Annotated in this window: 29 protein-coding genes; 7 read left to right on the top strand and 22 right to left on the bottom strand. The window is 59.5% G+C overall.

What is annotated here, in order from left to right:
* Positions 1-17: 17 nt before the first annotated feature.
* Genes ACR0K9_RS16825 through ACR0K9_RS16805 form a run of 5 tightly spaced genes read right to left on the bottom strand, consistent with a single transcriptional unit; the run spans position 18 to position 2,091 of the window.
* A complete protein-coding gene (locus ACR0K9_RS16825) occupies positions 18-728 on the bottom strand; it encodes a flagellar hook-basal body complex protein (RefSeq protein WP_480824905.1) in 711 nt (236 codons plus the stop codon).
* Positions 728-1,000, bottom strand: coding sequence for a flagellar biosynthetic protein FliQ (locus ACR0K9_RS16820; protein WP_480824903.1), 273 nt, complete (start codon positions 998-1,000; stop codon positions 728-730). Before ACR0K9_RS16820 ends, ACR0K9_RS16825 begins: the two co-directional genes overlap by 1 nt.
* Positions 1,001-1,004: 4 nt before the next feature.
* Positions 1,005-1,295: a flagellar hook-basal body complex protein FliE gene (fliE, locus tag ACR0K9_RS16815; protein WP_480824901.1), complete on the bottom strand. Its 291-nt coding sequence runs from the start codon at positions 1,293-1,295 to the stop codon at positions 1,005-1,007.
* A gap of 12 nt (positions 1,296-1,307) precedes the next feature.
* A complete protein-coding gene (gene flgC, locus ACR0K9_RS16810; protein ID WP_480824899.1) occupies positions 1,308-1,694 on the bottom strand; it encodes a flagellar basal body rod protein FlgC in 387 nt (128 codons plus the stop codon).
* A gap of 10 nt (positions 1,695-1,704) precedes the next feature.
* On the bottom strand, positions 1,705-2,091 hold the full coding sequence (locus tag ACR0K9_RS16805) for a FlgB family protein (RefSeq protein ID WP_480824897.1): 387 nt from the start codon (positions 2,089-2,091) through the stop codon (positions 1,705-1,707).
* An 89-nt stretch (positions 2,092-2,180) separates the two neighbouring features.
* Here ACR0K9_RS16805 and ACR0K9_RS16800 point away from each other — a divergent pair, with 89 nt between their 5' ends.
* The 6 genes from ACR0K9_RS16800 to ACR0K9_RS16775 all read left to right on the top strand — a co-directional run bounded on the left by ACR0K9_RS16800 (position 2,181) and on the right by ACR0K9_RS16775 (position 9,423).
* Complete coding sequence (locus tag ACR0K9_RS16800; protein ID WP_480824895.1) at positions 2,181-3,518, top strand: FliI/YscN family ATPase; 1,338 nt, start codon at positions 2,181-2,183, stop codon at positions 3,516-3,518.
* An 85-nt stretch (positions 3,519-3,603) separates the two neighbouring features.
* On the top strand, positions 3,604-4,443 hold the full coding sequence (locus tag ACR0K9_RS16795; RefSeq protein WP_480535377.1) for a flagellar motor protein MotB: 840 nt from the start codon (positions 3,604-3,606) through the stop codon (positions 4,441-4,443).
* Positions 4,444-4,541: 98 nt separating this feature from the next.
* Positions 4,542-5,837: a flagellar hook protein FlgE gene (locus ACR0K9_RS16790; RefSeq protein WP_480824893.1), complete on the top strand. Its 1,296-nt coding sequence runs from the start codon at positions 4,542-4,544 to the stop codon at positions 5,835-5,837.
* A 33-nt stretch (positions 5,838-5,870) separates the two neighbouring features.
* A complete protein-coding gene (gene flgK / locus ACR0K9_RS16785) occupies positions 5,871-7,322 on the top strand; it encodes a flagellar hook-associated protein FlgK (protein ID WP_480824891.1) in 1,452 nt (483 codons plus the stop codon).
* 2 nt (positions 7,323-7,324) lie between these two features.
* Positions 7,325-8,332, top strand: coding sequence for a flagellin (locus ACR0K9_RS16780; protein ID WP_480824889.1), 1,008 nt, complete (start codon positions 7,325-7,327; stop codon positions 8,330-8,332).
* Positions 8,329-9,423 (top strand): flagellar basal body P-ring protein FlgI, encoded by a 1,095-nt coding sequence (locus ACR0K9_RS16775; protein ID WP_480824887.1) that lies wholly within the window; start codon positions 8,329-8,331, stop codon positions 9,421-9,423. The genes ACR0K9_RS16780 and ACR0K9_RS16775 overlap by 4 nt, the downstream gene beginning before the upstream one ends.
* Before the next feature lie 38 nt (positions 9,424-9,461).
* Here ACR0K9_RS16775 and ACR0K9_RS16770 read toward each other — a convergent pair whose 3' ends face one another.
* The 14 genes from ACR0K9_RS16770 to ACR0K9_RS16705 form a co-directional block, all read right to left on the bottom strand.
* On the bottom strand, positions 9,462-10,106 hold the full coding sequence (locus ACR0K9_RS16770) for a DUF1523 family protein (protein ID WP_480824885.1): 645 nt from the start codon (positions 10,104-10,106) through the stop codon (positions 9,462-9,464).
* A 10-nt stretch (positions 10,107-10,116) separates the two neighbouring features.
* Entirely contained in the window at positions 10,117-10,383 is a 267-nt protein-coding gene (locus ACR0K9_RS16765) for a hypothetical protein (RefSeq protein WP_480535386.1), read from the bottom strand.
* Position 10,384: 1 nt separating this feature from the next.
* The gene (locus tag ACR0K9_RS16760) at positions 10,385-11,722 is read right to left on the bottom strand and encodes a DUF6638 family protein (RefSeq protein WP_480824883.1); all 1,338 of its coding nucleotides are present in this window, start codon (positions 11,720-11,722) and stop codon (positions 10,385-10,387) included.
* Entirely contained in the window at positions 11,719-12,321 is a 603-nt protein-coding gene (locus ACR0K9_RS16755; RefSeq protein WP_480824881.1) for a hypothetical protein, read from the bottom strand. The genes ACR0K9_RS16760 and ACR0K9_RS16755 overlap by 4 nt, the downstream gene beginning before the upstream one ends.
* A 38-nt stretch (positions 12,322-12,359) precedes the next feature.
* Positions 12,360-14,291 (bottom strand): AAA family ATPase, encoded by a 1,932-nt coding sequence (locus tag ACR0K9_RS16750; RefSeq protein ID WP_480824879.1) that lies wholly within the window; start codon positions 14,289-14,291, stop codon positions 12,360-12,362.
* A gap of 53 nt (positions 14,292-14,344) precedes the next feature.
* Entirely contained in the window at positions 14,345-15,463 is a 1,119-nt protein-coding gene (locus ACR0K9_RS16745; protein WP_480824877.1) for a hypothetical protein, read from the bottom strand.
* Positions 15,460-15,741, bottom strand: a complete 282-nt coding sequence (locus tag ACR0K9_RS16740) for a hypothetical protein (RefSeq protein WP_480824875.1) — start codon at positions 15,739-15,741, stop codon at positions 15,460-15,462. The genes ACR0K9_RS16745 and ACR0K9_RS16740 overlap by 4 nt, the downstream gene beginning before the upstream one ends.
* On the bottom strand, positions 15,731-16,810 hold the full coding sequence (locus ACR0K9_RS16735; RefSeq protein WP_480824873.1) for a hypothetical protein: 1,080 nt from the start codon (positions 16,808-16,810) through the stop codon (positions 15,731-15,733). Before ACR0K9_RS16735 ends, ACR0K9_RS16740 begins: the two co-directional genes overlap by 11 nt.
* A gap of 302 nt (positions 16,811-17,112) precedes the next feature.
* A complete protein-coding gene (locus ACR0K9_RS16730) occupies positions 17,113-17,580 on the bottom strand; it encodes an Hsp20 family protein (RefSeq protein WP_480824871.1) in 468 nt (155 codons plus the stop codon).
* 124 nt (positions 17,581-17,704) lie between these two features.
* Positions 17,705-18,523 (bottom strand): trypsin-like serine peptidase, encoded by an 819-nt coding sequence (locus ACR0K9_RS16725; RefSeq protein WP_480824869.1) that lies wholly within the window; start codon positions 18,521-18,523, stop codon positions 17,705-17,707.
* Positions 18,520-19,305, bottom strand: coding sequence for a trypsin-like serine peptidase (locus tag ACR0K9_RS16720; RefSeq protein WP_480824867.1), 786 nt, complete (start codon positions 19,303-19,305; stop codon positions 18,520-18,522). The genes ACR0K9_RS16725 and ACR0K9_RS16720 overlap by 4 nt, the downstream gene beginning before the upstream one ends.
* A gap of 119 nt (positions 19,306-19,424) precedes the next feature.
* The gene (glcF, locus tag ACR0K9_RS16715) at positions 19,425-20,738 is read right to left on the bottom strand and encodes a glycolate oxidase subunit GlcF (RefSeq protein WP_480824865.1); all 1,314 of its coding nucleotides are present in this window, start codon (positions 20,736-20,738) and stop codon (positions 19,425-19,427) included.
* Positions 20,739-20,741: 3 nt separating this feature from the next.
* Entirely contained in the window at positions 20,742-21,842 is a 1,101-nt protein-coding gene (locus ACR0K9_RS16710; protein WP_480824863.1) for an FAD-binding protein, read from the bottom strand.
* A gap of 63 nt (positions 21,843-21,905) precedes the next feature.
* Positions 21,906-23,345, bottom strand: a complete 1,440-nt coding sequence (locus tag ACR0K9_RS16705) for an FAD-linked oxidase C-terminal domain-containing protein (protein ID WP_480824861.1) — start codon at positions 23,343-23,345, stop codon at positions 21,906-21,908.
* Between the two features lie 138 nt (positions 23,346-23,483).
* Between ACR0K9_RS16705 and ACR0K9_RS16700 the strand changes: the two genes are divergently transcribed.
* Positions 23,484-23,831 (top strand): hypothetical protein, encoded by a 348-nt coding sequence (locus ACR0K9_RS16700; protein ID WP_480825009.1) that lies wholly within the window; start codon positions 23,484-23,486, stop codon positions 23,829-23,831.
* Between the two features lie 3 nt (positions 23,832-23,834).
* Here the strand turns inward: ACR0K9_RS16700 and ACR0K9_RS16695 are convergent, their stop codons facing one another.
* The 3 genes from ACR0K9_RS16695 to rsfS are packed head-to-tail and all read right to left on the bottom strand — an operon-like array spanning position 23,835 to position 25,196.
* Complete coding sequence (locus ACR0K9_RS16695) at positions 23,835-24,320, bottom strand: flavodoxin family protein (protein ID WP_480824859.1); 486 nt, start codon at positions 24,318-24,320, stop codon at positions 23,835-23,837.
* Between the two features lies 1 nt (position 24,321).
* Positions 24,322-24,792, bottom strand: coding sequence for a 23S rRNA (pseudouridine(1915)-N(3))-methyltransferase RlmH (gene rlmH, locus ACR0K9_RS16690; protein ID WP_480824857.1), 471 nt, complete (start codon positions 24,790-24,792; stop codon positions 24,322-24,324).
* A gap of 44 nt (positions 24,793-24,836) precedes the next feature.
* Positions 24,837-25,196 carry a ribosome silencing factor gene (gene rsfS, locus ACR0K9_RS16685; protein ID WP_058276550.1) on the bottom strand — a complete coding sequence of 120 codons (360 nt, stop codon included), beginning with the start codon at positions 25,194-25,196 and terminating at the stop codon, positions 24,837-24,839.
* Between the last annotated feature and the right edge of the window lie 14 nt (positions 25,197-25,210).

Here is a 25,210-nt window from a genome sequence, read left to right as displayed (position 1 = left end):
AGTTTCTCCTGTTCAGATCAGCGCATCAGCGCCTTGAGGGCGCCACGCACCCGTTCGTCCTCGGCATCCATAAAGCTCTGGCCCAGTTCATAGGCACGCTGGATCTCGATCATTCGCGTGACCTGTCCGATAGCATTCACGTTCGAGCCTTCAAGGAACCGGTGCAGCACAACCGGCTCATCCACCGGGTCGACCTGTCCACCGGGTCGGAAATGAGTGCTGCCCTCGCGCACCAGGTTTTCGGGATCGGCAACCGAATAGACACCGATCTGCCCTAAAAGCTGGCCATCAACGCTGAGTGTGCCATCGCTGCCGACATCAATCGTGGCGGCATCGGGCGGGACAAAGACCGGGGCACCATTGCTGTCCAGAACCCGGTGGCCATCCATTGTGACCAGATCGCCGTCGACGCTTGGCGAAAAGCTTCCGGCGCGGGTCAGGCGGTTGCCCGCAGGCGTCTCGATCATGAAAAATCCATCGCCTTCGATGGCAAAGTCAAACGATCCGCCGGTTTCAGTCAGCACACCCTGCTGCAATGAGGTATTTCGCACCTGCGCCCGACTGAGCGACATCGAAGGGCCGCCCGGCATGTCGCGAACGAACTCCGAAAACACCAGCCCCTGCTGGCGATAGCCAGTGGTGTTGGCGTTGGCGATATTGTTGGCCACCAGCCGCATTTCGTTCATCAATCCCGACTGGCGGGACAGGGTGACATAGGCCGTGTCCATCAGCGACCTCCTGCAACAAGGGGGATCAGCGTCCCGGTGAAAAAAGTGACAAGGGTCTGGGTCATGAAGCCCATCGAGATCCAGAACACGATGACGATGGCGATCAGCTTGGGCACGAAGGTCAGCGTCATTTCCTGCACCGAGGTCAGCGCCTGAAACAGACCTACGGTGAGACCCGAGATCAGCGCTGCCGCGAGGATCGGGACCGAGGTGATTACCGCGACCCACAGCGCCTGGCGCACGATGTCATAGAACAACCCTTCGCTCAGCATCGTGTCAGACCGGCATCCGCAGGATTTCCTGATAGGCCTCGACCACCTTATTGCGGACGATCACCGCGGTTTCCACCGCCAGTTCTGTCTGTGCCAGCGCCTGCACCAGCGCGTGAGGATCGGCTTGCCCCACCATCGAGGATTGCGCCACCTGCTCGCTGTTTTTCAGCGTTGCCGCAAAATCCCGAAAGGTGGATTGCAGCCCTTTCCCGGCACCTTGATGATAAGGGTCGACCTGCGTGGCCGGGCGGGCGCCGGCATAGTTCTGCGCAGCGGTAAGAGATCGGATATCCATTCTGGCTTTCCTTTATTTACGGAGTAAATCCATCAAGCTCGACGACATCTGCCGGGTCTGATCGAACATTTTCAAATTGGCTTCGTAGCTGCGCTGTGCCTCGCGCGCGTCGGCGATTTCGATCATCAGATCGACATTCGAGCCGCGATAATGCCCGGTTTCATCCGCCATCGGATGGCCCGGATCATAGATGCGGGCCAGATCGCGGCGATCCAACTTGACCCGGCCCGCCTGCACCATCTGCTGGCCGCCCTTGTCGACCGTCTCAAAGGGAATCGTCTTGCGCCGGTATCCGGGCGTATCGGCGTTCGAGATATTCTCGGACACATGCCGCAGCCGCGCGGCCTGCGCCCTGAGCGCACTGGCAGACGCCGTGAGAGAATGGGAAAAATCGCTCATACCCCAGCCCCTATGCCCGACCCAGTGAGGTGCGCAGAATGCCGATCGAAGAGCGATAGATCGCCAGCGCCCGCTCATGCTGACGTTTGACGTCAACCGCCTTCAGCATCTCTTCTTCCAACGAAACACCGTTACCATTGGGGTCGCCAGACGGGTCGGCCACATATTCCGCCCAAGGCTGACCGCCCGTAGCGCCATGCAGATGGCCCGCGCGAGTGGCGGTCATCGCCACCTCACCGCCGGTCTTTTCAAAAGCTGTTTTGAAGGCTTCGATATCGCGGGGCTGATAGCCGGGCGTATCCGCATTCGCCATGTTGCGCGCGATGACCGCCTGCCGTTGTCCGGCATGGGTTGCCATTGCGTACGCTGTCTTAAAGACGTTCAGGTCATTGAACATCGGGGCTTCTCCCTCGATCTATTTCAATCAAGGCTTAACCCCGATTCCTTTAGAAACCGTTTTCGAGAAACCAATTTGGAGGGCCCGCGATGGCTGATCTCGATCCAGCACGTCTGAAAACCGTTTTCGACAGGATATCGGCGCACCGTCATATGGGGCGCGTCACCGGCGTTGCGCGCGGTGTGATCGAAATCGAAGGTCTGGCCGGGCAGGCCCGAATCGGCGATCACCTGACACTCCGCCGCAGCACTGGCCCTGATCTGCCCGGAGAAGTGCTGCATGTCGAAACTGATCTGATCCACATGATGCCCGGTTCAGCGCCCGATGGCGTGTGTCTGGGGGATCAGGTGATACTGGAACCGATGCCGGTATTTGCCCCGGGGCGGCATTGGCTGGGCCGGGTGATCGACCCGTTCGGGCACCCTCTGGACGGCAAGCCGCTGCTGCCGGGGGTCGAGGAACGCGATCTGATGCAGCCCCCGCCCGCCGCCGTCGCACGCAAACCGCTGGGACAGCAGATGGAGACCGGGCTGGCCATGCTCAATACGCTTCTGCCCATTGTGCAGGGCCAGCGTGTGGGGCTGTTTGCGGGTTCGGGCGTCGGCAAATCAACCCTGCTGGCCACGCTCGCCCGGTCCATGCAGGCCGATGCGGTGGTGGTCGCGCTGATCGGCGAACGCGGGCGCGAGGTGAATGAGTTCGTCGAAACCGCGCTGGGTGCGGAAGGGATGAAACGGTCGGTCGTGGTGGCGGCCACATCGGATCAGTCCGCCCTGGCCCGCAGGCGCTGCGCCTGGTCGGCGATGTCAGTGGCCGAATCCCTGCGGGACGAAGGGCTCAATGTCCTGTTCCTGGCCGATTCGGTGACACGTTTCGCTGAAGCGCATCGCGAGATTGCCGTCGCCATGGGCGAAGCCGCGTCGCTGCGTGGATTCCCGCCCTCGGTCACTCCGCTGATCGCCAATCTGTGCGAACGCGCCGGACCCGGCACCGCCGAACAGGGCGACATCACCGCCGTATTCAGCGTGCTGGTTGCAGGTTCAGACATGGATGAGCCCGTAGCCGACATCCTGCGCGGCGTGCTCGACGGACATATCGTGCTGAGCCGCGAGATTGCCAAGCGTGGCCGCTTTCCCGCCATCGATCTCAGCCGCTCGGTGTCGCGCAGCCTGCCCGGTGCCGCAAGCGCCGAGGAAAATCAGTTGATTGCGGAAACCCGAAAACTTGTCGGCAGCTATGAGCAATCAGAGGTCATGATCAAGGCCGGGCTCTACTCCGAAGGCTCTGACCCGCTTCTGGATCAGGCCGTGCGGGTGCATGAGGACCTTGATGCGTTCTTCGGAAAAGCCGAAACCGACAGCGTTGCCAACAGTTTCAACCGCCTGCAACTGATCCTGCGCCGGGCCGGAGCCAACCTGCCACGCTAGGGATTTCGAGACAGTTTTATGTGTTAAGCCCGCCTTAAGACCTGCCCTGCTACCCCGGTAATCGGGTGATATAAAGGTGGTGGAGATGGGTGCGCAAACCAATGCGGCGCCAATCATCATCAAGAAGAAACGCGTTTCGGGTGGCGATGGCCATCACGGTGGCGCGTGGAAGGTCGCGTATGCGGACTTCGTGACGGCCATGATGGCCTTCTTCATGTTGATGTGGCTGCTGAATGCAACGACCGAAAAACAGCGCAAAGGGCTGGCAGATTACTTCTCGCCGACGATTCCGGTCAATCCGGTTTCAGGCGGCGGCGATGGCGCGTTTGGCGGTGACAACATGTTCTCGGAAAAGACCTTGGTCATGGATGGCTCGGGCGCCAGCAATCGCAACCCGACCGAGGCAAAACAGGCGCGCGGTTCGACCGGTGTCGATGCCCAAGGCGGCGGCAAGGGCGCGTTCGAGGATTTCTCATCACTCGAAGCGCAGCTTTTGGGCCGAAGCGGGGAAAGCCTGGTTTCGGACAAGATGCTAAAGCACATCGTGACCCGCGTCACCGACGAGGGGCTGGTGGTGGAACTGTTCGCGACCGAAGAACAGCCTCTGTTCGAATCAGGCACCGACAAGCCGACGCAGATGATGCGGGCTCTGGCGCTGTTGGTTGCACGCTCATCGGATCTGGTCACCAACGCCATCGCGGTTGAGGGGCATGTGCGGTCTTCGCCCATCGTGCTGGCGGACAACCCGGTCTGGGATCTGTCGACCGCGCGCGCACAAATCACGCGCCAACTGCTTCAGGACAAGGGTGTCAGGCCATTGCGTCTGGATCGGGTGACGGGCCATGCCGACCGGCACCTGACGGTCAAAAACCCGATGGCGCTGCGCAATAACCGGATCGAAATCATCTTTCTGCGCTCTCCCTGACGCGGAAAGGATAGGGCGCATTTTAGCTGTTAGCGCGCTGTTAAGAGCCGGTGCGGTACGTGTTGCATCAAGGACCGATGCAATAAAAGGGCGTGCCGATGACCATTTCCTCTTCGCTGAATGCCGGTGTGGCGGCGTTGAAGGCCAATGCCAATAGGCTGGCCACGATCTCCGACAACATCGCCAACTCTTCGACCTTTGGCTACAAGCGGGTTGAGACCGACTTTCACTCGATGGTCACCTCGGGTCAGGGTGGCAGCTATTCTGCCGGCGGCGTTCGCACCACCAGCCAGCGCATGATCGATCAGGGCGGGGCGCTGGTGACCACCAACAACTCCACCGACCTTGCCGTTCGTGGACGGGGCATGCTGCCGGTGCGGCCAAGCTCTCAGATCGGCGCAAGCTCGAACGAGATGTTGCTGACCACGACCGGATCGTTCCGCACCAACGAAGAAGGGTATCTGGTCACCGAATCCGGCCTTGTCCTGCTGGGGTGGCGTGCAAATCCGGACGGCTCGATCCCCAGCGTGCCGCGGGACACACCGGCCGCGCTGGAACCCATACAGTTGAGCGTCAATCAACTGTCCGGTGCACCGACGACCGCAATGAATCTGCGGATGAACCTGCCCGCCACCGCGACCGATGCGGGGGCTCCGGGCGACACACAGCCTCTGTCGGTCGAATATTTTGACAATCTGGGTAAATCCGAAAGCGTGGATATCGAATTGGTGCCCACCGTCCCGGCAACCGGATCCAGCAATGAATGGACCATGACGATGCGCGATTCGGCATCGGGCGGCGCTGTGATCGGGGAATACACTCTGACCTTCACCGACAGCCGGACCGCAGGGGGAACTCTGGCCAGTGTCACGGCGGTGTCCGGCGGCGCCTACGACCCCGCAACGGGCAGCGTTGTCGTCAACGTGGCGGGCGGTCCGATGGAGGTCAATATCGGCCAGATCGGTGATGCGGACGGAATCACTCAATTGTCGGATACGTTTGCGCCGGTGTCCATCACACGCGATGGCTCGGCTGTGGGAACAATGACCAGCGTTCAGGTCGATGAGAGCGGATATGTCTACGCGTTCTACGACACTGGCATAAGCCGCCGCATGTTCCAGATTCCATTGGCTGACGTGCCGAACCCGAATGGTCTTACCGCATTGGACAGTCAGACCTATGCACCGTCGCGCGAAAGCGGAACTTTCTTCCTGTGGAACGCCGGCGAAGGCCCAACGGGTGATCTTGTGTCCTTCGCACGCGAGGAATCGACCACCGATGTCGCAACCGAGCTGACTTCGATGATCAAAACCCAGCGGGCGTATTCCTCAAGCGCGAAGGTCATTCAGACGGTGGATGAGATGCTGCAGGAAACCACCAATATCAAACGCTGATCCGGTGATTAGCCAAGCAAAGGGAATGGCCTGATGAGTATGTCCACAGCACTGAACAACGCCATCGGCGGGCTCGGCGCAGCAAGTCGCGGCGCAGCGGTGGTCTCGGGAAATATCGCGAACGCCTTGACCCCCGGCTATGCCCGCAGGTCGCTTGAGCTGGCCACCAGCGCAATCTCGGGCAATGGGGTGCGCGTGGCTGGGATCACACGGCATCAGGATCCGGTACTGTTGGCCAATCGCCGCGCCACGGACGCGGACCTTGCCGCCAACAAGGCGTTATCCGCTTTCCACTCCGGTTTCGAAAATCTTGTGGGCACTGCTGACGATGCAACGTCGATCGCGGCCCGGCTGACAGGATTTGAGAACAGCCTCACCACTGCGGCCAGCCTTCCCGGTTCGGCCCAGCGACTGGATCAGGTCGCACAATCCGCGCGCGATTTGGCCACCAAGCTGAATCAGGCGTCCGAAGGTGTGCGGAACATGCGGTCGGACGCGGACCGGACAATCGGGAAACAGGTCGATACCCTGAATCAGGCGCTGCGGGATATCGAACAACTGAACGCGCGCATTCCGTCGATTCGGAACTCGGGCGGCGACATCAACGCACTTCTGGACCAGCGTCAGATTCTGATCGATCAGGTGAACGAACTGGTTCCCGTGAATGCCATCGCGCGTGATAATGATCAGGTGTCGCTCTATTCCGATGGTGGTCTGATCCTGCTGGAAGGGCGTGCCGCCGAATTCTCGTTTTCCACAATGGGTGAGACCATGCCGCATATGACACTCGACAACGGGTTGCTGTCGGGGCTGGAATTCAATGGTCAGCCCGTGCGCCTTGCCGGTGATTACGCGCAAATTCGTGGCGGTGCGCTACAGGCTCAGTTCGAAATTCGCGATACACTTGCGGTCGAGGCACAGGCTGATCTTGATACGGTCGCGCGTGATCTGATCGAACGGTTTGAAACAGCAGGCCTTGACCCGACTATGGCCGCGACCGACCCGGGCCTGTTCACGGACGAAGGCAACCGCTTTGACCCAACCGCGCAAACGGGTCTGGCCTCACGAATATCACTCAACACAGTTGTCGATCCCCTAGAGGGTGGCGACAGCTGGAGGTTGCGCGCAGGCCTCGGCGCCACCACGCCCGGCGCAGCTGGAGAGGCGCGCCAGTTGCAGGCCTTCGGTGCCATTCTGACCGAGGCACAGCCTGTAGCCGGGGCAAGTTTCGGCACCGGTGACATGCGTGCCGCTGAACTCGCCGAAGCACTTCTTACAAAGGCCGGTGCAAATGCCCATGCCGCAGACACGCGCACCACTTTTGCGGCAAACGCGCAGCAAGAGATGCAACAGTTGGTGGCCGAACAGGGCGTCGACAGCGATACCGAGTTGCAGAACCTGATGCAGATCGAGCAGGCCTATGCCGCCAATGCCCGCATCGTGGCAGTCGTTGATGAACTGATGAACACATTGCTGAGGCTCTGAACATGACCCTGACTTCTATCGGTGACCTTGCCCGAGGATTGACCCTTCGAACCCGCAGCACCGAGATCAAATCGCAGATCGAAACGCTGTCCTACGAAATGTCCTCGGGCAAAGTGCAGGACATTTCGGGCCGTCTGGCCGGTGATTATTCTCATCTGCTGGATCTGGAGCGCAACATCGAACGGCTTGATGCTTTTTCGGTCGCCACAGCCGAGGCGCGCCTGTTCACCGATTCAATGCAATTAAGCCTGACGACATTCAGCGAGTCGGTGGCCGAGGTCTCATCGTCCCTGCTGTCCTTTGGAACATCCAATCAGACGGTGACCCATGAACAGGCATCCGCGCAGGCGCGCAATGAACTGGATACGATGATTTCGGCATTGAACGGACGGGCGGGTGGGCGCAGCCTGTTTTCCGGCACCGCGACGGATGCCGCACCGCTGTTGTCGGCCGACGCATTGCTGGGCGCGTTGCAGGCGGAACTGACCGGCCTGGTGACCGCGACGGATATCAAACAGGCCGCCGAGGATTGGTTCAATGATCCCGCCGGATTTGATGCCGCGATCTATCAGGGCAACGCCACGCCACTGTCGCCGATACAAATCTCGGATTCAGAGCGGATCGACCTGCCGATCACCGCAACCGACCCCACTTTGAAAGCTGCCATGCGCGATGTTGCTCTGGCTGCACTGGCCTCGGACGATGCGTTGAACTGGACACCCGAACTGCATACGTCGATGTTCACTCAACTAGGGGTCGAGCTTGCGAACACGCAAAATGCCACAGTCAATCTGCGCGCCAAAGTGGGGGCCGCCGAAGCGCGGATCGAGCAGGCTGAAACGCGCAACGCCGCCGCCAAAATCAGTACTCAGAGCGCACGGAACGAATTGATCTCGGCTGATCCTTACGAGACTGCGGCGCGGTTGCAAACCGTGCAATTTCAACTGGAAAGCCTCTATTCCGTTACGGTTCGCAACGCCAATCTGTCACTGGTGAATTTCCTGAGATGAAGATACTTGTATTCCTTCTTCTGCTGCTGCCCGGCCTTGCCACTGCCGGGGCGATCCGCCTCAAGGATCTGGTGAATTTTGACGGCGTACGCGGCAACGATCTGGTGGGCTATGGCCTGGTTGTCGGGTTGAACGGCTCCGGTGATGGCCTGCGCAATTCGCCTTTTACCGAAGAGATCATGTCGAACATCCTCGAACGGCTTGGCGTCAACGTGAACGGTGAGGACTTTCGCCCCAAGAACGTGGCCGCCGTGCTGGTCACGGCCAGCCTGCCTCCGTTCGCGCGTGTCGGGGGGCAGATTGATGTCACGGTCTCTGCGATCGGAGATTCCAAGAGCCTTCTGGGCGGAACGCTGGTAATGACCCCGCTCAACGCAGCGGATGGCCAGATTTATGCGGTGGCGCAGGGCACGGTTCTGGCCGGCGGCGCAGTTGCCGAGGGCGAAGCGGCCACCGTCACGCGCGGTGTGCCGACATCGGGCGTGATCCCCTCGGGCGCCCGGATTGAGCGCGAGATTGATTTTGAACTCTCCGATCTGACTCAGCTCCGGTTGGCGTTGCGGGAACCGGATTTTACCACCGCCGGTCGCATCGAAGCGGCGATCAATGCGGAGTTCAACCGAACCGTCGCGATCATGCGGGATTCCGGCACGGTTGAACTCAGCGTTGCGGCGACGCAGGCAATCTCAACCGCGCATGCGATTGGCCGGATCGAAAACATTCTGGTCGAACCCGAAGGCAAAGCGCGCGTTGTTGTCGACCAGCGATCCGGCACCATTGTCATGGGTCAGGATGTCAGGATATCTCGGGTGGCCGTCTCACAAGGTAACCTGACGCTGACCGTCGAAGAGGCGCCGCTTGCCGTACAACCCAACCCGTTCGCGCGGGGTGAAACGGTGGTGGTCCCGCGCACTTTCGCCGGAATCGAAGAGGAAGAAGGCACCGGTCTAGCCGAAATACCCGAGGCAACGACGCTGTCAGAAGTTGTCGCGGGCCTGAACGCGCTGGGGGTATCGCCGCGTGACATGATCGACATTTTGAAAACGATCAAAGCGGCAGGGGCGCTTCATGCAGAGTTTATCGTCCGGTAAGCGGCGGCCTCAAATGGGCCGCGCTCACCGCCTCAGACTTATTTGGATTTCCAGCTATCCAACCACCGGCGAAAGCCCTGGCGCTTTTCATCAATGGCATCACCTGCGGCATACAGGCCGTCTTCCATGTTTTCCAGAACCGGATCGATCCGTTTTTGCCGGAAGCGGCGCCACCGGACCCAGAGCGCCCAGACAATGGCGGCGAACAGGGTCAGGAAGATGATGTTGAACCACGGGATGATGCGCACATCCGGCCCCTCGACAGGTCGAAGCAGGATGGCATTGGGGAAAATCGACATGAATTCATTACGCCATCCATAATGGGTGACGACGACCCACTCGGGGTTGTCTTTGGTCGATTTGGCATCATTGGCTTCGGTATAGAGGTTCGCGGTGTCGAACTTGAAGTAGGGTGGCCAGCCCCAGCCGGTATCCTCGTTGCGGTACACGATGGGTTTGCCATTGGCGCGCACGGCCTGGATGAATTGAACGTCCCGGTTCGACAGGCTGGTCGACTGATCCTCGGGTTCGGACCAGAAAATCCGGGTCCAGTCGGTCAGGTCCTGACGTTCTTCATAGGTGTTCACGATCCGCACGATATCGTGTTGCGGCAGCGAATATTGCAGGATGGTTCCCAGCGTGATCCAGAAAATCAGAATGAACGCCCATTTCAGATAGGCCATGCCATATCCCTCACATGTAATTCACAATATAGATCAGCGCGCCGATTGCGATCCATGGCACAATATAGACGCCCAGTATCAATTTTCGCCGGAACGAATTGTCATAGACGTGCAGGCCACGCGCGACAAATGCCGCCTTGTCACCGGTTTTGCCCTTCTCGTCCCACCAGCTTTCCAGCTTTCGCCGCCGGACGCCGCGCGAATACAAAGACAGCGCGACATAGGCAACCGTCTGCAGGACCAGCAGGATCAAAACAAGGCGTAACGCTCCGAACATCTCAACCCTTCCTGACCGAGCCCCACGGCCCGACCCGTTTGATCAGGTCATCCGTGATATCGTCGTCGCCACTCATATCCGGCTCATGCCCGAACAAGGCGGCGCGCGCACCGGCCTTGTCCACCTGATACTCGCGCGCAAGAAAGTCGGCAACATAGGCCTTTTTGCTTTCGGGCCATCTGGCGTAGGTCGCGTAGAACAATTCCTTGTGGCAGATGAACATCTGGCGCGGGTCCAGCGGTGCCAGTTCGGCCAGCAGCATGTTCACCAGATCGCGATGCGGTGTATTGGCGGCGCGCAGCGTATAGAAATAGGCCGGGTGGTCCGAGGATATACGCGGCCAGGGCCCGCCATCGGTCGCCCAGCGCATCAGTTGCGCCAATCCATGATAGGCCTCGGGCAGATGATCCGCATGGTTACGCGCCAGCCGTCGCATATCGCTGCGATCCAGCCCGGTCAGATCGACATCGGCGTCTGCTGCGGCATCGATGGTCAGAAAGTCCATTTTCTGTTGCAGGATCGCAGCAGCATCCACACCGCGCGCCTTTACGATCGGTTCGACCAGATCGTTGTAGTCGAGAAACTTGGCAATCTGGTTTCGTTGAGATTGGCCAAAGATGTATTTGATCGGCAAGCCGTCAGGCTTTTCGCCCATGCAGATCGCAGCTGGGTGATCCATATCCGGGAACAGGTAGAGCCCGCCGAAATGCGCCGTCCAGAAATTGCGCTGTTCGAACGCGGTGTGGCGCAGGCGGACGGGGTTGCGAGTGACGTCGCCGGTTTCCCTGGCCGTCTCGATCATCCGGGCGATCAGCACATCATCGAACCAGGCATCCTCGGCGGTTTTGAACCGCTCAACCATGCCCGCCAGTTGCTCTGCCTTGCGCAGGGTACCGCCTGCGGTGTCGGCTTCGATCTCGATCTTGCGCAGGTTCAGCAGGTCGCGGGGGGTGGTGAGTTTGATGACCGAGTTCACCAGCTCTCCGGCCACCGCATCGGTGGCGGTCAGGGCAAACAGCTGCGCCTCGTTCATTTCGATGAACTCGCGCAGGATATCGCGCGAGGTCGAGAATTTGACGTTCAGCAGAGGCGCGCGTTTCTGCTCGGTCGTCAGAAGGATGAACTGCCGGTTGACCCCGTTGGGGTTGAGGTAGAGTTCATCCTCCAACTCAATCCCCACCTCGGGCGAATAGCCCGAGATATCCACATGGAAATCCGTCAGCGCCGTGGTCTTACCCGCCAGATGCTGCAGCGCGCGGTTATACCGCTCGACCAGAGCCGGGCTGGAGATGTGGACGAGGTTGCCAAACATCAGGCCTTTTTCGATGAGGCGGATCATAACTGCGACACGTCAAGTTTAGTTTTCAGGAACATCTCCATATTTGATACTACTGAGCGAAGATCGCTCTGAAAGAGATCTGCAGTCCTAGTGGGTTCAATAACTATGCCATCATATTCTTCAAAAGCAGCCGCCGCTATCTCATGATCCTCAGCATTGTTGGAGGGATCATCTAGGCGCATATACCATTCCAACCCCATAAGTAGCTTTGTATGCAATTCGAATAGCTTGCTGGATTCCTCTTCTGATGGCCAACCCCAGATCGCTCTTGCCTCCAAAGAAATAGCTTCGAACTCAACTTTAATTTTTCTGGCGACATCGGTTTTTTGAACGATGTGTTCGGCTAGCTCTTGGAAATGGCCATCTTCATCCAATGACACGCCACTTTTCTCTCGCAGAACGTCCGGTATCTCTATTTGAGGAACTAGAGTTGGGCTGAGCGTTCTAAATCTCAACTCGTTAATTGCGGATTGGTATCCAATTACGGACACCAAGAAGCGCCGTGCTAATTCGTTGTCACGTTCCCAGCGTTTTTGTGCTTTCCAAGACCTCAAACCTGCGAAACCAATGCCAGCGCCAAGCAAGCTGGCAATGGTCAACGCGGCATTTCTTACTAGATCGCTCCATTCTAAAGGCGTCACCCCTTTCCCTCCAAATACCGCCGCTTGGCCTCTTCCATCCGGCCCATCTCGCGCACCGCGTTTTCGATGGCGACCTCGTCGCTCTTGTCGGCATAGCGGAATTCGCTGTCGGCGTAGCGGTTGATTTCCTGCATCACCATCTCAACCGTGATCGGCTGGCGCAGGTCCTCGATCATGGCCTTTTTGGTGTCGTAGTCGCGGAACAGGAACAGGTCGGGGTTCTCCATCCACTCGTCGGGCAGTTCGAAATCCATCGCGCGAACTTTGACCGCGTCGGTGATGTTCTTGATCGCGCGACCAGTGAAGCGCTCATCCGCTGCTTGGATCGCTTTGAGGTAGGTGCCCAGCTTGGCGATGGTGTCCATCTGGCCGATATCGCCCGAGACCCGGTCATAGACCTGCAAAAGCGCGTCCTCATGCGGGCGGGAATGGCTTTCGAAGCTGGCGGCGACGGCTTTCTTGATCTCCTGCGCGGCATAGGCCTCGTGTTCGCCCAAGGGTATGTCGTGGTTGCGGCCCATCAGCAGGTGCAGGATGTCGATGTAATCCTCACGCGTTTGCGGCCCGTCCACCAGGAACCGCGCGCCCGCCCGCTGGCGCAGGGCGTCGTCCACATTCTCGGGGTAGTTCGAGAACATGCCAAAGGTGCAGTTGCCGCGCACGACGGTGTTGGCGCCCGCAAAGCTCTCCATCAGCACGGCGGTGATTTCCAGTTGCCCGGCTGATGACTGCCGGTCGCCGCGTTTGCCCGCAAGTTGATCGATGTCGTCGATGGTGCCGAAACCGATAACCGAGGGGTCGATGATCGTGTTGATAAACGCCTTGGCGTTCTGGCCCGATTTGCCCTGATAGCTGTCGATATTGTCGGTGCTCAGGTTCTGATAGCGGAACGGATAGCCAGCGTTCTGGCAATAGTCGTTGATCAGCCCGGCCATCATCTGGATCAGGGTGGTCTTGCCGGTACCCGGTTTGCCGTCGCCCATGAAGGTGAAGATGAACCCGCCAAGCTCGGCAAACGGGTTCAGGCGGCGGTCAAAGTCATAGGCCATGACCATCTTGGCCAGCTTCATCGCCTGATACTTGGCGATATGGTTGCCGACCACTTCGTTCGGTTTTTTGAATGTCATGGTCAGGGTTGTGGATTTCGCCTTGGAGGCCGGTTCAAACCCTCGAATGGTCAGATCATCGGCTTCGATATGCCAGGCGGCGTTCTGGAACGGGGCCAGGTGGCCTGCGGATTGGGCGCGCAGAGCGGCCTTTTCCATCAACTGTTCGGCATAGGCGCTGGCAGCCGCGATAAGGTGGGCATCGTCAGGGGCGTGTTTGGCCAGCATCTGGTCCAGTTCCCACAGCGCGCCGTGCAGGGCAAGCTGGCCATTGTCGGTCAGAACCTCTTCGATCTCGCCGAGATCAACGGTGGTTTCGCCCAGATGCGAGGACAAGAGGTAAGCCAGTGCATTGCCGAACACGTGCGACGTGATCAGAGCCTCAGCCGTCAGCAGTTCCGAGAATTCGGTCTTGCGTGCGGCGGGCAGGTCCCCCGCCAGATTGGCCCGCTTCAGATCAGCCAGCGGGGTTTGTTCCGCATAGGCATCAGCCACGGCCAGAGCGATTGCAATCGCGCGCCGGATCGCCTGCTGCACAGTCGCCTGCGGAGGAGAGACCAGCGTATCGCCATCATCAGACGCCTCAATCCGCTCGACCAGATGCACCCCGTCGGCGCGCACGGTGCGCCGCGTCACCAACCCCGGTGTGGTGGACCGAAATCGCCGTCCGGTCGACACGCCCGGAGATCGCTCAACTGCGGCCTCGGCCGGTTTTGCGATCCGCGGCGCATGTTCGAACCCGTTCAGCAAAGCGGTCGCTGCCGGATAGTGCTTTCGAATATCCGCCTCGCGCAATTCCATCTGATCCGACGTCAAAGACATTTGCTCAACCCTGCTTCTTCTCGTTCAAAATACGGTCGCCGAAGGCGAAAAACTCAATAGCGCAACACCTGCCCCGCCTTGCTGACCACGAACTTGCGTACATCGGCGAAACCCGGCGGGTTGCGCTCGGCCAGCACTTGAAACGGACGTTGGGGCAGGATGATCGAGCGCTGCGTGTGCGTCGCCCCGGTCTCGGCCCCCTGCCCGCCGAACGGGTCCAGCGCAAAGACCTCGCGCTCAACGGTCGAGAACCAACCGGCACGCTCTTCGATGACCTCTTCGCTTTGCAACTCCTCGGTGGTCCAGGCCAGTGCCCAGTCCTGACCTTCGGGTGCCCGCGCATCCTCCAGCACCTGCCGCAGGGGGCCGGACTGCTCGGTATAGGCCGAGGAATACATCGGCCCCACATGAATGCGGCGCAGGTGTTTGGGGTGCAGGTCGTCGAAATCCTGATCGAAGCCCTTGGCAATGGTCACCAGTTTCAAACCGCCAAGCGACTGCGCCATCAGATGCGCCTGCACTTCTGGCCAGCGACGCTGATCCTTGGGCAGGGCGATTTTGCCACTGTCCTCAAGCTGCATAAGATAGATAACCGGCAGGTTGATCTGGCTGTCATAGACCGCCCAGTGGATCATGAACTTGCGCCGTTCGCCCTCATTCCCGATCCAGTGGCATTCGGGATCGTTGCGGGCCCAGAACAGCTGACCTTTCAGCAATTCCTCGTAATAGAGCCTTTGGGACAGCGCGAATTGCAGTTTGGTGGGAATTTCCTGATCGCCAATGATCGTCCGCACCATGTCGGTTTTCAGGTCGTCTGCCGAAGGCATATTCGCCAGATGCACTTGCGCCTGCTGCGCGTCATTGGCCATGGTCAGCAACTCAGCCGCCACCGGAAACCCGCTGTCGCGCTTGTCCATGGCGAGGCTGCCAAAGAACCGCCCTGTGTCGCGCCCGACCAACAGGTACTTCATGCTAAGCGCGCGGAAGGTGTAGAGCAGCCCTGAGAGATAGCGCGACACGATCCGCACCTCTTGCTTGCTGATCGCGCCCTCAGCCTCCATCGTCGCGGCCACGCGCAGGAGGTGGACAGTGATCACCTCGAACTTGCGGAAATAGCGGCGCGAGGCGAAGGTGTCGGTCAAGCCGACATGGTCTTGAGTGGGGTCAGTCATTTAATCTGTCGACCAATAAGTTTGTCGATGAAAGAAAGATAAACGTCGAATACCAACCAAACCATGCCCCAAATTGCCATCATTGCCGAAACTCCAAAAAGGCCGAGAGCTAGGGTCGTTGGGGCCATGAACAACATCATTCTCAAATCGGGACCAAGGTATACAGGAAGCAACTGAGCCAGATTTCCGAACAGGATGAGAAGCCCACCGAAGAGCGCGACGCACAGTGCGGCACCAAGCATCTTTAGCGGCGCTCTGGCTAAACTCTCACCCACCATACAAGTTCTTATCATGCTTCTCGACAATCGAGGCGAACCGGCGGGCAAAGCGTTCATCCGCCTTCGCCTTTTTCTCCAGCACGTCGCGGGCAAAGACCATGTGATCCTCATGCGCCTCAAGCATGTCGGCCATTTTCTGGTTGGTCGCGGTGCCGATGGCGGCCATGGCGGTTTGCGCCTCCTGGTCGGTCTGCACGCCGATCTCGTTGATGCGGTGGGCGACGTCCTGCTGCTGTGCGGTTTTCAGCGATTTGGTCAGAGCGTCATACAGCACCACGCGCTGTTGGGTGTCTGTCTGCAGCTTGTTGATCAGCACCATCTGCGTCGCCGCCTGGTTCTGCAGGGAATCGACCCAAGTTTTGCCCTTTTCGATGTAACGCTCCAGCGTTTGCGACTTGGCCAGCTTGACCTGCTCTTCCTGAACCTTGGCGTTGTACTGCTTATTCAGCTCGGCCAATTCAGTCTCTAACTGGGTCCGCGCGGCGGCGTCCTGTTCGACGCTGATCTTGTTTTCCAGCGTGATGATCGTCGGGTCCATGCCCTGAATCTCGGCGCGCAGAGCCTCCAGTTCGGCCACCGTGGCTTCGCGGTCGTCCAAAGTGCCACTCAGGTTATCTTCGACCTTCACACGCTGTTCTTCCAGCACCGACAACTGCCCCTCCAGCAGCTTCACGATCACGTCGGATTTGGCGATCAGGTCCTGCAGCTTGTCGTCGATATTGGCTGTGCGCATCCGCTCCTGCCGCATCGACTCGGATTTGGCTTTGGCGAAGATGCCCACAAACGACTCCCACCCGGTTTTCGAACGCATCTCGTCGAAATCCTTGGAAAACGCATTGGTGACGTCGTCCAGCCCCATGATCAGCTCGGCAATGTTCGCGTTCATCACTTCGGTATGGGCGTGCACGTCTTCGAGCGTGGCGTTTTCAATGTCGATATCCGCCTCCGCCGTGCCGATCTTGGCTCGGGCGGCCTCGATCCGTGACGTCAGCCCTTCGATTTGCGACTGACTTTCGCGCACTTTGGTCTGCGTTTCCTGAATCAAAGCTTCGAATTGATGGTTCGACATCTGTCCTATTCCTTTTTTTCTTATCTACCCAACAAGATAGGGAATGTTACGCCAGTTTACATCCCCCTGAGCACCAAAATCCTGCGAAGTTTCGCAAACTCAGGCGTGAAAAGATAGGCAGGACAACCCTGCGATGTACAGAAAGCTTTGTGCGCGTTCCCGGTGCAACGCATCAGGATCACTGACGGCGGCCAAGGCAGGAAACCCCCACAAAAAAACATCGCCCCGCGTCTGGAGGAACGCGAGGCGAGAGTTGCGACACTCTGGGAGGAACGTAGAGTGCCGCAGGGTTTTCAGAGCCGTTAGTTGACGGCTTTTGCGTCAACCACATCCTTTTCAATGGCCTTGGCCGAAGTAATCTCGATCCGGCGCGGTTTCAGGGCCTCGGGCACCTCGCGCTTGAGGTCGATGTTCAGCATACCATCCTCATGGCTGGCGCCGGTGACACGGACATGGTCGGCCAGCGCAAAGCGGCGCTCGAACGCGCGGGTGGCGATGCCACGGTGCAGATAGCTGCGGCCTTTGTCTTCGGCGGCTTTCTTGCCCGAGACGACCAGGGAATTCTCTTTCACCTCGACCGACAGATCGGTCTCGGAAAAACCGGCGACGGCCACCGAAATGCGATAGGTGTCGGCCTCGGTCTTTTCGATGTTGTAAGGTGGATAGCTGGGCTGGGCCACGTCATTGGTCAATACGCGGTCCATCATGTCTGCAACGCGGTCAAAACCGATGGTTGCGCGGTGCAGCGGTGCAAAATCAAATGTACGCATGTGTCATATCCTCTTCACTGAGCGATTTGCGAATCTGCCCTCCGTTTCGGACGGGCGCTGGTTTGCGACGGGCCCCTGTTCAGGCGACCCGATACATTTCAGATGGGAAGAGGATTGGCGGGGTTCAAGACCCGCCTGCGCTGATAAACTTCGCGCCCGAGCTCGATTTGTCAGACCCGGGCTGCAGCCTGCGGATCGTCGCGGTGGGACGTGGGGCATCGCGGCGCATCAGGGCCTTGAGCTCCGAGACCACGCCCGCAAGCTCCATCCCGTATCCGATCTTGCGGCGGCCGTCAGAAGCGCCCGCAGACACAACCGACAGAATCTGCCAGCGCGGCCCGTTCTTGGCCAGAATGGCGGAACCGGATGATCCGAAGGTGATATCACAATCGAAACTGATCAGACCCTGTCCCCGCTGCAGAATCTGGCACGAGCGCTGTCGCGTGATCGCCTCGGCCCGACCGCGCCCGTAGGAGGCGACACTGATCTCACCGCCGTTCGCGCCGCCGCTATACAAGGCAAACGGGTCGGCGATGGCATAAGGGATAGGCTCTTCCAGCCGCATCAGAGCCACATCAACGCGGATGCGCGGGATGGACACCGGAGCGTTGGCAACAAAATCCGGATGGGCCGCGATCTGGATCACCTTGCGCTCGGCCAGCGCTTCGCCATCGCTCAGTCCCGCCCGGAAAGTCACTTCGCCAGGGGCATAGGGTTTGCCTGTTGACTTGTCCAACGCGCAATGGGCCGCCGTCAGCACCATGTCCTTTGCGATCAGGGTACCGGTGCAAAAGCCGCTCTTGCCGATATCCAGCCGACCCACCGCCTCCCAGCCATACAGATCATCCCGGTCGGTCAGACGGCGCTTGCCACTGTTCTGCGCCTGCGCGGCCGTGAAAAGAAAGGAAAAAATCAATGCAAGAACAACAAAGGATCGGGTCATGGTTTCAGAAATTTCGCTCCCAGATTTTTTGAGCCGTTGACGGCTGACGCGTTCAGGCCGCGCCCTTGCGACAGTTCCGCCTGAAGCAGCTCCAGCGATTGTTCCAAAGCGGTGCCCAGCGCCACGCGTTTGCCATCCATCTCGGCCTTCGCCGCCACCACCGAAACGATGCGCGGACGATCCCCTTCAAACGAGAATATCGGCGCGCCGGACGCTCCGAAATCGACATCACAGGACATCACCAGAATGCCGGCTTGCCGCGCCATGACCGAACAAATCTCTTGTAACGACGGTGCCTCGGCCCGGTCATGGGCATATGACACCACACCCACATCCTCGCCATACGAGGGGCGTTGCCCCGTCTCAAACGGGATCACGGCGGTGTTCCGGATTGGCTGCCGCAGTTCGATCAGGGCAATGTCATGGCGCACCCGGGTCACGGAAGATCCGCCGTCATATTCATAATCGGGATGCACGACGGTGCGCTGCGCGGCCCGATAGGCAAGGGCGTGGCCCAGTCGCCAACCGGCCAGAAACTCGATCTTCGCCGGATCAATCGGTTGCTTCGTCACCTTGTCGAACAGGCAATGCGCCGCGGTCAGCACCAATGTGGGGGAAATCAACGCCCCGGTGCAAAACCCGGTTCCATCAATATCCAGACGCCCAACTGCCATCCAAGCCCGCCCGGCATGCGAGGTCTCAAGGCGTTCCAGCCCGGTATCCTGCGCCTGCGTGGCCAAGGGAAGCAGGCTGAGTGCAAGGGCCGTGATCCAGTTGCGCACGTGGGTCTCCGGTCATTGGGTCCGGCCCCGAGTCCTACGCGCGAGGTGCGGCAAAATTAGGGCAGTTTCAGCCCGGCGAGGATCTGCTGATCTTTAGACGCGATGTTGATCCGTTGGGATCAGCGCAGAACTGGTATCTCCGGCTGTCCTGAGTTCATGGCGCGCGGACGCGGCCCACCGGTCGCCCAGTCCAAGAGCTCAACCGTATGCACCACAGGTGTCTCGGTACCGGAACCGATCTGCATCATGCAGCCGATATTCCCTGCCGCGATCACATCCGGTTTCTTCGCCTCAAGCGTGCGTATCTTGCGCTGTTTCAGTTGCGTCGAAATCTCGGGCTGCATCAGGTTATATGTCCCGGCACTGCCACAGCACAAATGGCTGTCAACAGGCTCTAACACAGTAAATCCGGCTCGTTTCAGCAGTTCTTTTGGATGCGATTTGATCTGCTGGCCATGCTGAAGCGAACATGCCGCATGATAGGCGACCACCAGATCTCTGCCTGCCGACTGCGGCAGGTCGAGCTGTACCAACACCTCGCTGATATCCACCGCGATCTCTGAGACACGAGCGGCGTCCTGTGCCAGCGGGTCGTTGCGGAACATGTGGCCATAGTCTTTCACCGTCGTACCACACCCGGATGTGTTGATGACGATCGCGTCCAGCCCGCCCGCATCCATCTCATGCACCCAGGCGCGAATGTTGGCGGCGGCGGCGCGGTGGCTTTCGGTGGTCTTTCCCATGTGATGGGTCAACGCACCGCAGCAACCTGCCCCATCGGCCACCACCACCTCACAGCCCAACCGGGTCAGCAACCGAATCGTGGCGTCATTGATATCGGTGTTCAGCGCCTTCTGCGCACAGCCGGTCATCAGCGCCACCCGCTTTTTCCGTGGGCCCTCTGGTGCAAAACTCTGCGGATCATCGTTGCGACTGACCGGAGGGATATGTTTCGGCGCCATCTCCAGCATCGCCCGCAACCGCGCGTCGGGCATCAGAAACCTGAGTGGACGGCCCAGTCTGGCCCCGATCAGGGCCCAGCGAAACCGCATCGGATAAGGCAGAATACGCGCCAGCACCCAGCGCAGCATCCGATCTGTCAGCGGACGCTTATAATTCGCTTCGATATATTCCCGGGCGTGATCAACCAGATGCATGTAATGCACCCCCGATGGGCAGGTGGTCATACAGGCCAGACAAGACAGGCACCGGTCGATATGCTTGACCGTTTTCTCATCCGGAACACGCGCATTCTCTAGCATGTCCTTGATCAGATAAATCCGCCCACGCGGACTATCCAATTCATCCCCCAACACCTGATAAGTCGGACAGGTTGCCGTGCAGAACCCGCAGTGCACGCAGCTGCGCAGGATCTCGTTTGATCGCTGGATTGCCGGATCCTGCAACTGCTTTTCGGTAAAAGTCGTCTGCATTGCCTACCCCACCAGCCCCGGATTGAACACGCCGCGTGGATCAAATCTAGCCCGAATTCCCTTTGTTAGAGCCGCAATAACTGCATCTTCTGGCTGGAACCGCCCCAGTCTTTCAAACGTCCCATGATCTGCGCGCACCAGCGTTGCATGGCCCGAAAACGCGCCCAGCCGTTCTCTCAGATCGGTATCACTCGGTACGCGCACCCAGATCAGCCCGCCGCCCCAATCGAACAGCAACTGATCGGCTCCGATCCGGGCCGCAATCTCTGGCGCATCACCGGGCTTGATGGACAAACGCCAGACATCCCCCGCTTTGCCGTGAAACACCTGAACATCGCGAATGGCACGCCATATCGACACCGGATCAGCCTCTTCCGACACGGGTCCGAAATGGCCCAGCTCCGATGCCAGTCTTTCGGCCCGATAAGCGACCGAATCCGTAAAACCTTCGACCCTAATCAAGGCTTTTCCAGCATCCGGATCATAAGCAGCACCCGTTACCTCGAACGGAGACCTCAACGCAGCCGAGAGCACCCGCACCCCGGCTTCAGCATCCGGAACCGAGATCGACAAGGCCGCCACCCGATCCGGCTTGGGCAGCACTTTCAGAGAGAGCTCGGTCAACACCCCCAAAGTGCCCCAGGAACCGGCCATCAACTTTACCAGATCATAGCCGGTGACGTTCTTCATCACCCGACCACCATTCCTGACCACCTGCCCAAGCCCGTCGACATAGCGCACACCAAGCAGAAAATCCCGGCACGCCCCCGCCTGGATGCGCCGGGGACCTGAGACATTCGCCGCCACAACGCCGCCAATGGTCGGCGTGCCTTCGACGCCCAGCAACCCGCGATGATCCATCGGCTCGAAGGCCAGCTGCTGCCCTTCGGCATCCAAAGCCGCCTCAACCTCGGCCAAAGGCGTCCCCGCCTGGGCGACAAGGGTCAGGGCACCAGGTTCATACAGGGTTATGCCCCTCAGACCGGCAGTACTCAGCACAGGTGCCGCCCCGGTCACCCCACGCGTTCCACCGCCCACAATTCGCACCGGGCCGCTCAGCCCTGCCACCATCTCAGCCAGATCGGCCTCTGTCTCAGGTTTCATGCTCTTCATCTTTTCAAAAATACTCCGGGGGTGTCGCGTTTTACGCGACGGGGGCAGAGCCCCCTATTCCGCCGCTATCCGCCGTCCCTCGGACGTGTCCAAAGGAAAAACCTTCGCCGGGTTCAGCAACCACACGGGGTCGAACACATCCTTTACCGCCATCTGCGCCTCAAGATCGATCCGGGTATATTGATGGTGCATCAAATCACGCTTTTCGATCCCCACCCCGTGTTCCCCCGTCAGACATCCGCCCTCATCAACGCAGAGCTTCAGTATCTCGGCCCCGAAGGCCTCGCATTTCTCAAGATCACCGGGTATGTTGGCGTCGAACAAAATCAGCGGGTGCATGTTCCCATCACCCGCATGAAAAACGTTGCCAACGGGCAGACCAAACTGCTCGCTCAATTCACCGATCCGGCGCAGAACCGCAGGCAGGGAAGAAACCGGGATGGTCCCGTCCAGACACATATAATCGTTCATCTGCCCCATGGCGCCGAAAGCCGATTTCCGTCCCAGCCAGATTTTTGCGCTTTCCTCGGCAGACTGGCTTTCACGCAGCTCGACCGGGTTGTGACGCCTGGCGATCTCGATAATCTTCGACAGCTGAAAATCTATCTCGGCTTCCGAGCCTTCAACCTCGACAATCAACAGCGCTTCGCAGTCGGGATATCCGGCATGGGCAAAGTTCTCGCAGGCCTGAATGCACAACCGATCCATGAATTCGATAGCCACCGGTAAAATGCCCGATTTGATAATGTCAGAGACACATTGACCGGCCACCGCGTTGTCATCGAACCCCATCAACACGGGTCGCGCGCCTTCGGGTTTGCGCAGGATGCGCAGGGTCGCTTCGGTCACGACACCCAACTGCCCTTCGGACCCGCAGATCACACCCAACAGATCAAGCCCACCCGCATCCAGATGTGCACCGCCGATCTCGACCACGCGGCCATCCATCATCACCATGGTCACGCCCAGCAGGTTGTTTGTGGTCACCCCGTATTTCAGACAATGCGCGCCGCCGGAATTCATTGCGATATTGCCCGCAATCGCGCAGGCGAGCTGCGAGGACGGATCGGGGGCATAGAAGAAATCCTCTTCCTCAACCGCGCCGGTGACGCTTAGATTGGTACGTCCGGTCTGCACCCTGATGAAGCGGTTGTCATAGTCCGTCTCCAGCACCTCATTCATGCGTGCAACGCCAAGGATCACGCAATCCGCCGTCGGCAAGGCTCCGCCCGCCAGCGAGGTGCCCGCACCGCGCGGCACCACCGGGACGCCTTCATCATGACAGATGCGCAGAATGTCCGAGACCTCCTGCGTTGAAGACGGCAACACGGCCAGCATGGGCGGGCACCTATAGGCGGTCAGCGCGTCGCATTCATAGGCGCGCGTTTCGACCTCATCGTGAATGATTGCATCGGGGGGCAGGACCTGTCGCAACCGTGCCAGCACCGTGGTTTTGCGGGCAAGCACATCCGGATTTGGCTGGGGCATTTCCATGGCTGATCCTCCGTTTGGTAAAATATTATTACCAATTTTACGTGCTGGCAAGTATCATCCCCAAACGGACTGTTGCGCCCGAGCCTGCCACACATAGACTTGATACCAATGACAGCCGCCACACCGTACATTCAGGCCATGCGATATGTGATTCTCAGCGCCCTTCTGGCCAGCCCCGCCCTTGCCGACCCGTCGATGATCGAACAGGTCCGCGCCACCCCAGGCGGAGACAGCTGGCGTTTCGACGTCACCATCCGGCACCCCGACACAGGATGGGATCACTATGCCGATGGCTGGCGCGTGCTGGATATGGACGGCAACGAGCTGGGGATGCGCGTATTGCACCACCCGCATGAAACTGAGCAGCCGTTCACACGATCACTCTCGGGCGTTTCCATCCCCGATGGCACGACGCAGGTGCAGATACAGGCACGCTGCAATGTCGATGGCTGGGGCGAAGAGACCACGATTGTCCCGCTGAACTGACGTTCAGAACACGCCCAACTGCATCCCCGCGCCCAGCGCCGCGCCGATCTCGCGGCACTGGTTCAGTTGATCTTGCGGGATGGTCTTTTCGGCCAGAATAGCCTCGGGCGTTTGCGCACGGGTATTGACGATCAATGGTAGCTGAACCTCTTTCAGCCGCCAGCCGGTGGCGATGCGGGCAATCTGACAGGCGGCATTCTGGCCATCGGACCCGGCGCAGATCATCTGCGCATAGGGGCGGCCTTCGATCCGGCCCAGCACCGGATAATAACTGCGGTCGAAAAACTCTTTCATCAGACCCGAAATCGCCGCCAGATTCTCGGGCGCGCAGAAGATGTAGCCATCCGCCTTCAGCAGATCTTCAGGCCCGGCCTGGTCCGCGAATTTCAGAACAACCTCCGCCTCGTCCCGCGCCGCGTCCGCAGCGGCCTCAGCCATTTGCCGGGCACCGCCGGTGCGCGAGTGATAGACGATCAGAAGCTGCGCCATGTCAGACCCGGTGATAAGGGCCGCCAGACAGGATGGTTGCGGCCCGGTATAACTGTTCCGCCAGCATCACACGAACCAGCATGTGCGGCCAGACCATTGCGCCAAATGAAAGCGAAAAGTCAGCCTCGGCGCGCAGATCAGCGTCTATTCCGTCCGCACCGCCAATGATCAGTGCCAGATCCTGCCGCCCGGCATCGCGCCAATTGCCCAGCTTCTGCGCGAAATCCGGCGAAGACATCACCCGCCCCCGTTCATCCAAAGTGCAGATCACCGCGCCCTTGGGCAGCGCCTTGCGCAGCAGCGCGGCCTCGGCCCCCATGCCGGCGTTTTTCTTGTCCTCAACCTCGATCACCCGCGCGGGACCAAGGCCCAGGCTACGGCCGGTCCGGTCAAACCGGGTCAGGTAATCGTCAAGCAGGGATTTCTCCGGTCCGGCACGCAATCGCCCGACCGCAACTATGCTGATACGCACATCTCTCTCGCCTCCGGCCCCTCAATACGGGCCGGGATGGCGCCTCAGTTCGCCGAGGCGCTGCCGCCCTGAGGCAGCCACATCTTTTCCAGCTGATAGAATTCACGCACTTCGGGGCGGAAGATATGGACGATCACGTCGCCCGTATCGATCAGCACCCAGTCGCCGGCATCCTTGCCTTCGACCTTCGAGGTGAAACCGAATTCCTGCTTGATGCGATCCGTCAGCTTTTCCGCCATGGCCGAGACCTGACGGGTCGACCGACCCGAGGCAATCACCATGTGATCCGCAACAGAAGACTTACCTTGCAGGTTGATCTGCACGACGTCTTCGGCCTTGTCATCGGAAAGTGAGGAAAGGATACGCTCAAGCAGCTTGTCGCTGATTGACTGAGAGTGGGCCATTACACCGGCCCCAT

The sequence above is a fragment of the Ruegeria sp. L12 genome (genome assembly GCF_056531745.1).
The sequence above is the reverse complement of the archived record's forward strand: the minus strand, read 5'-3'. Positions and strand labels throughout refer to the sequence as shown.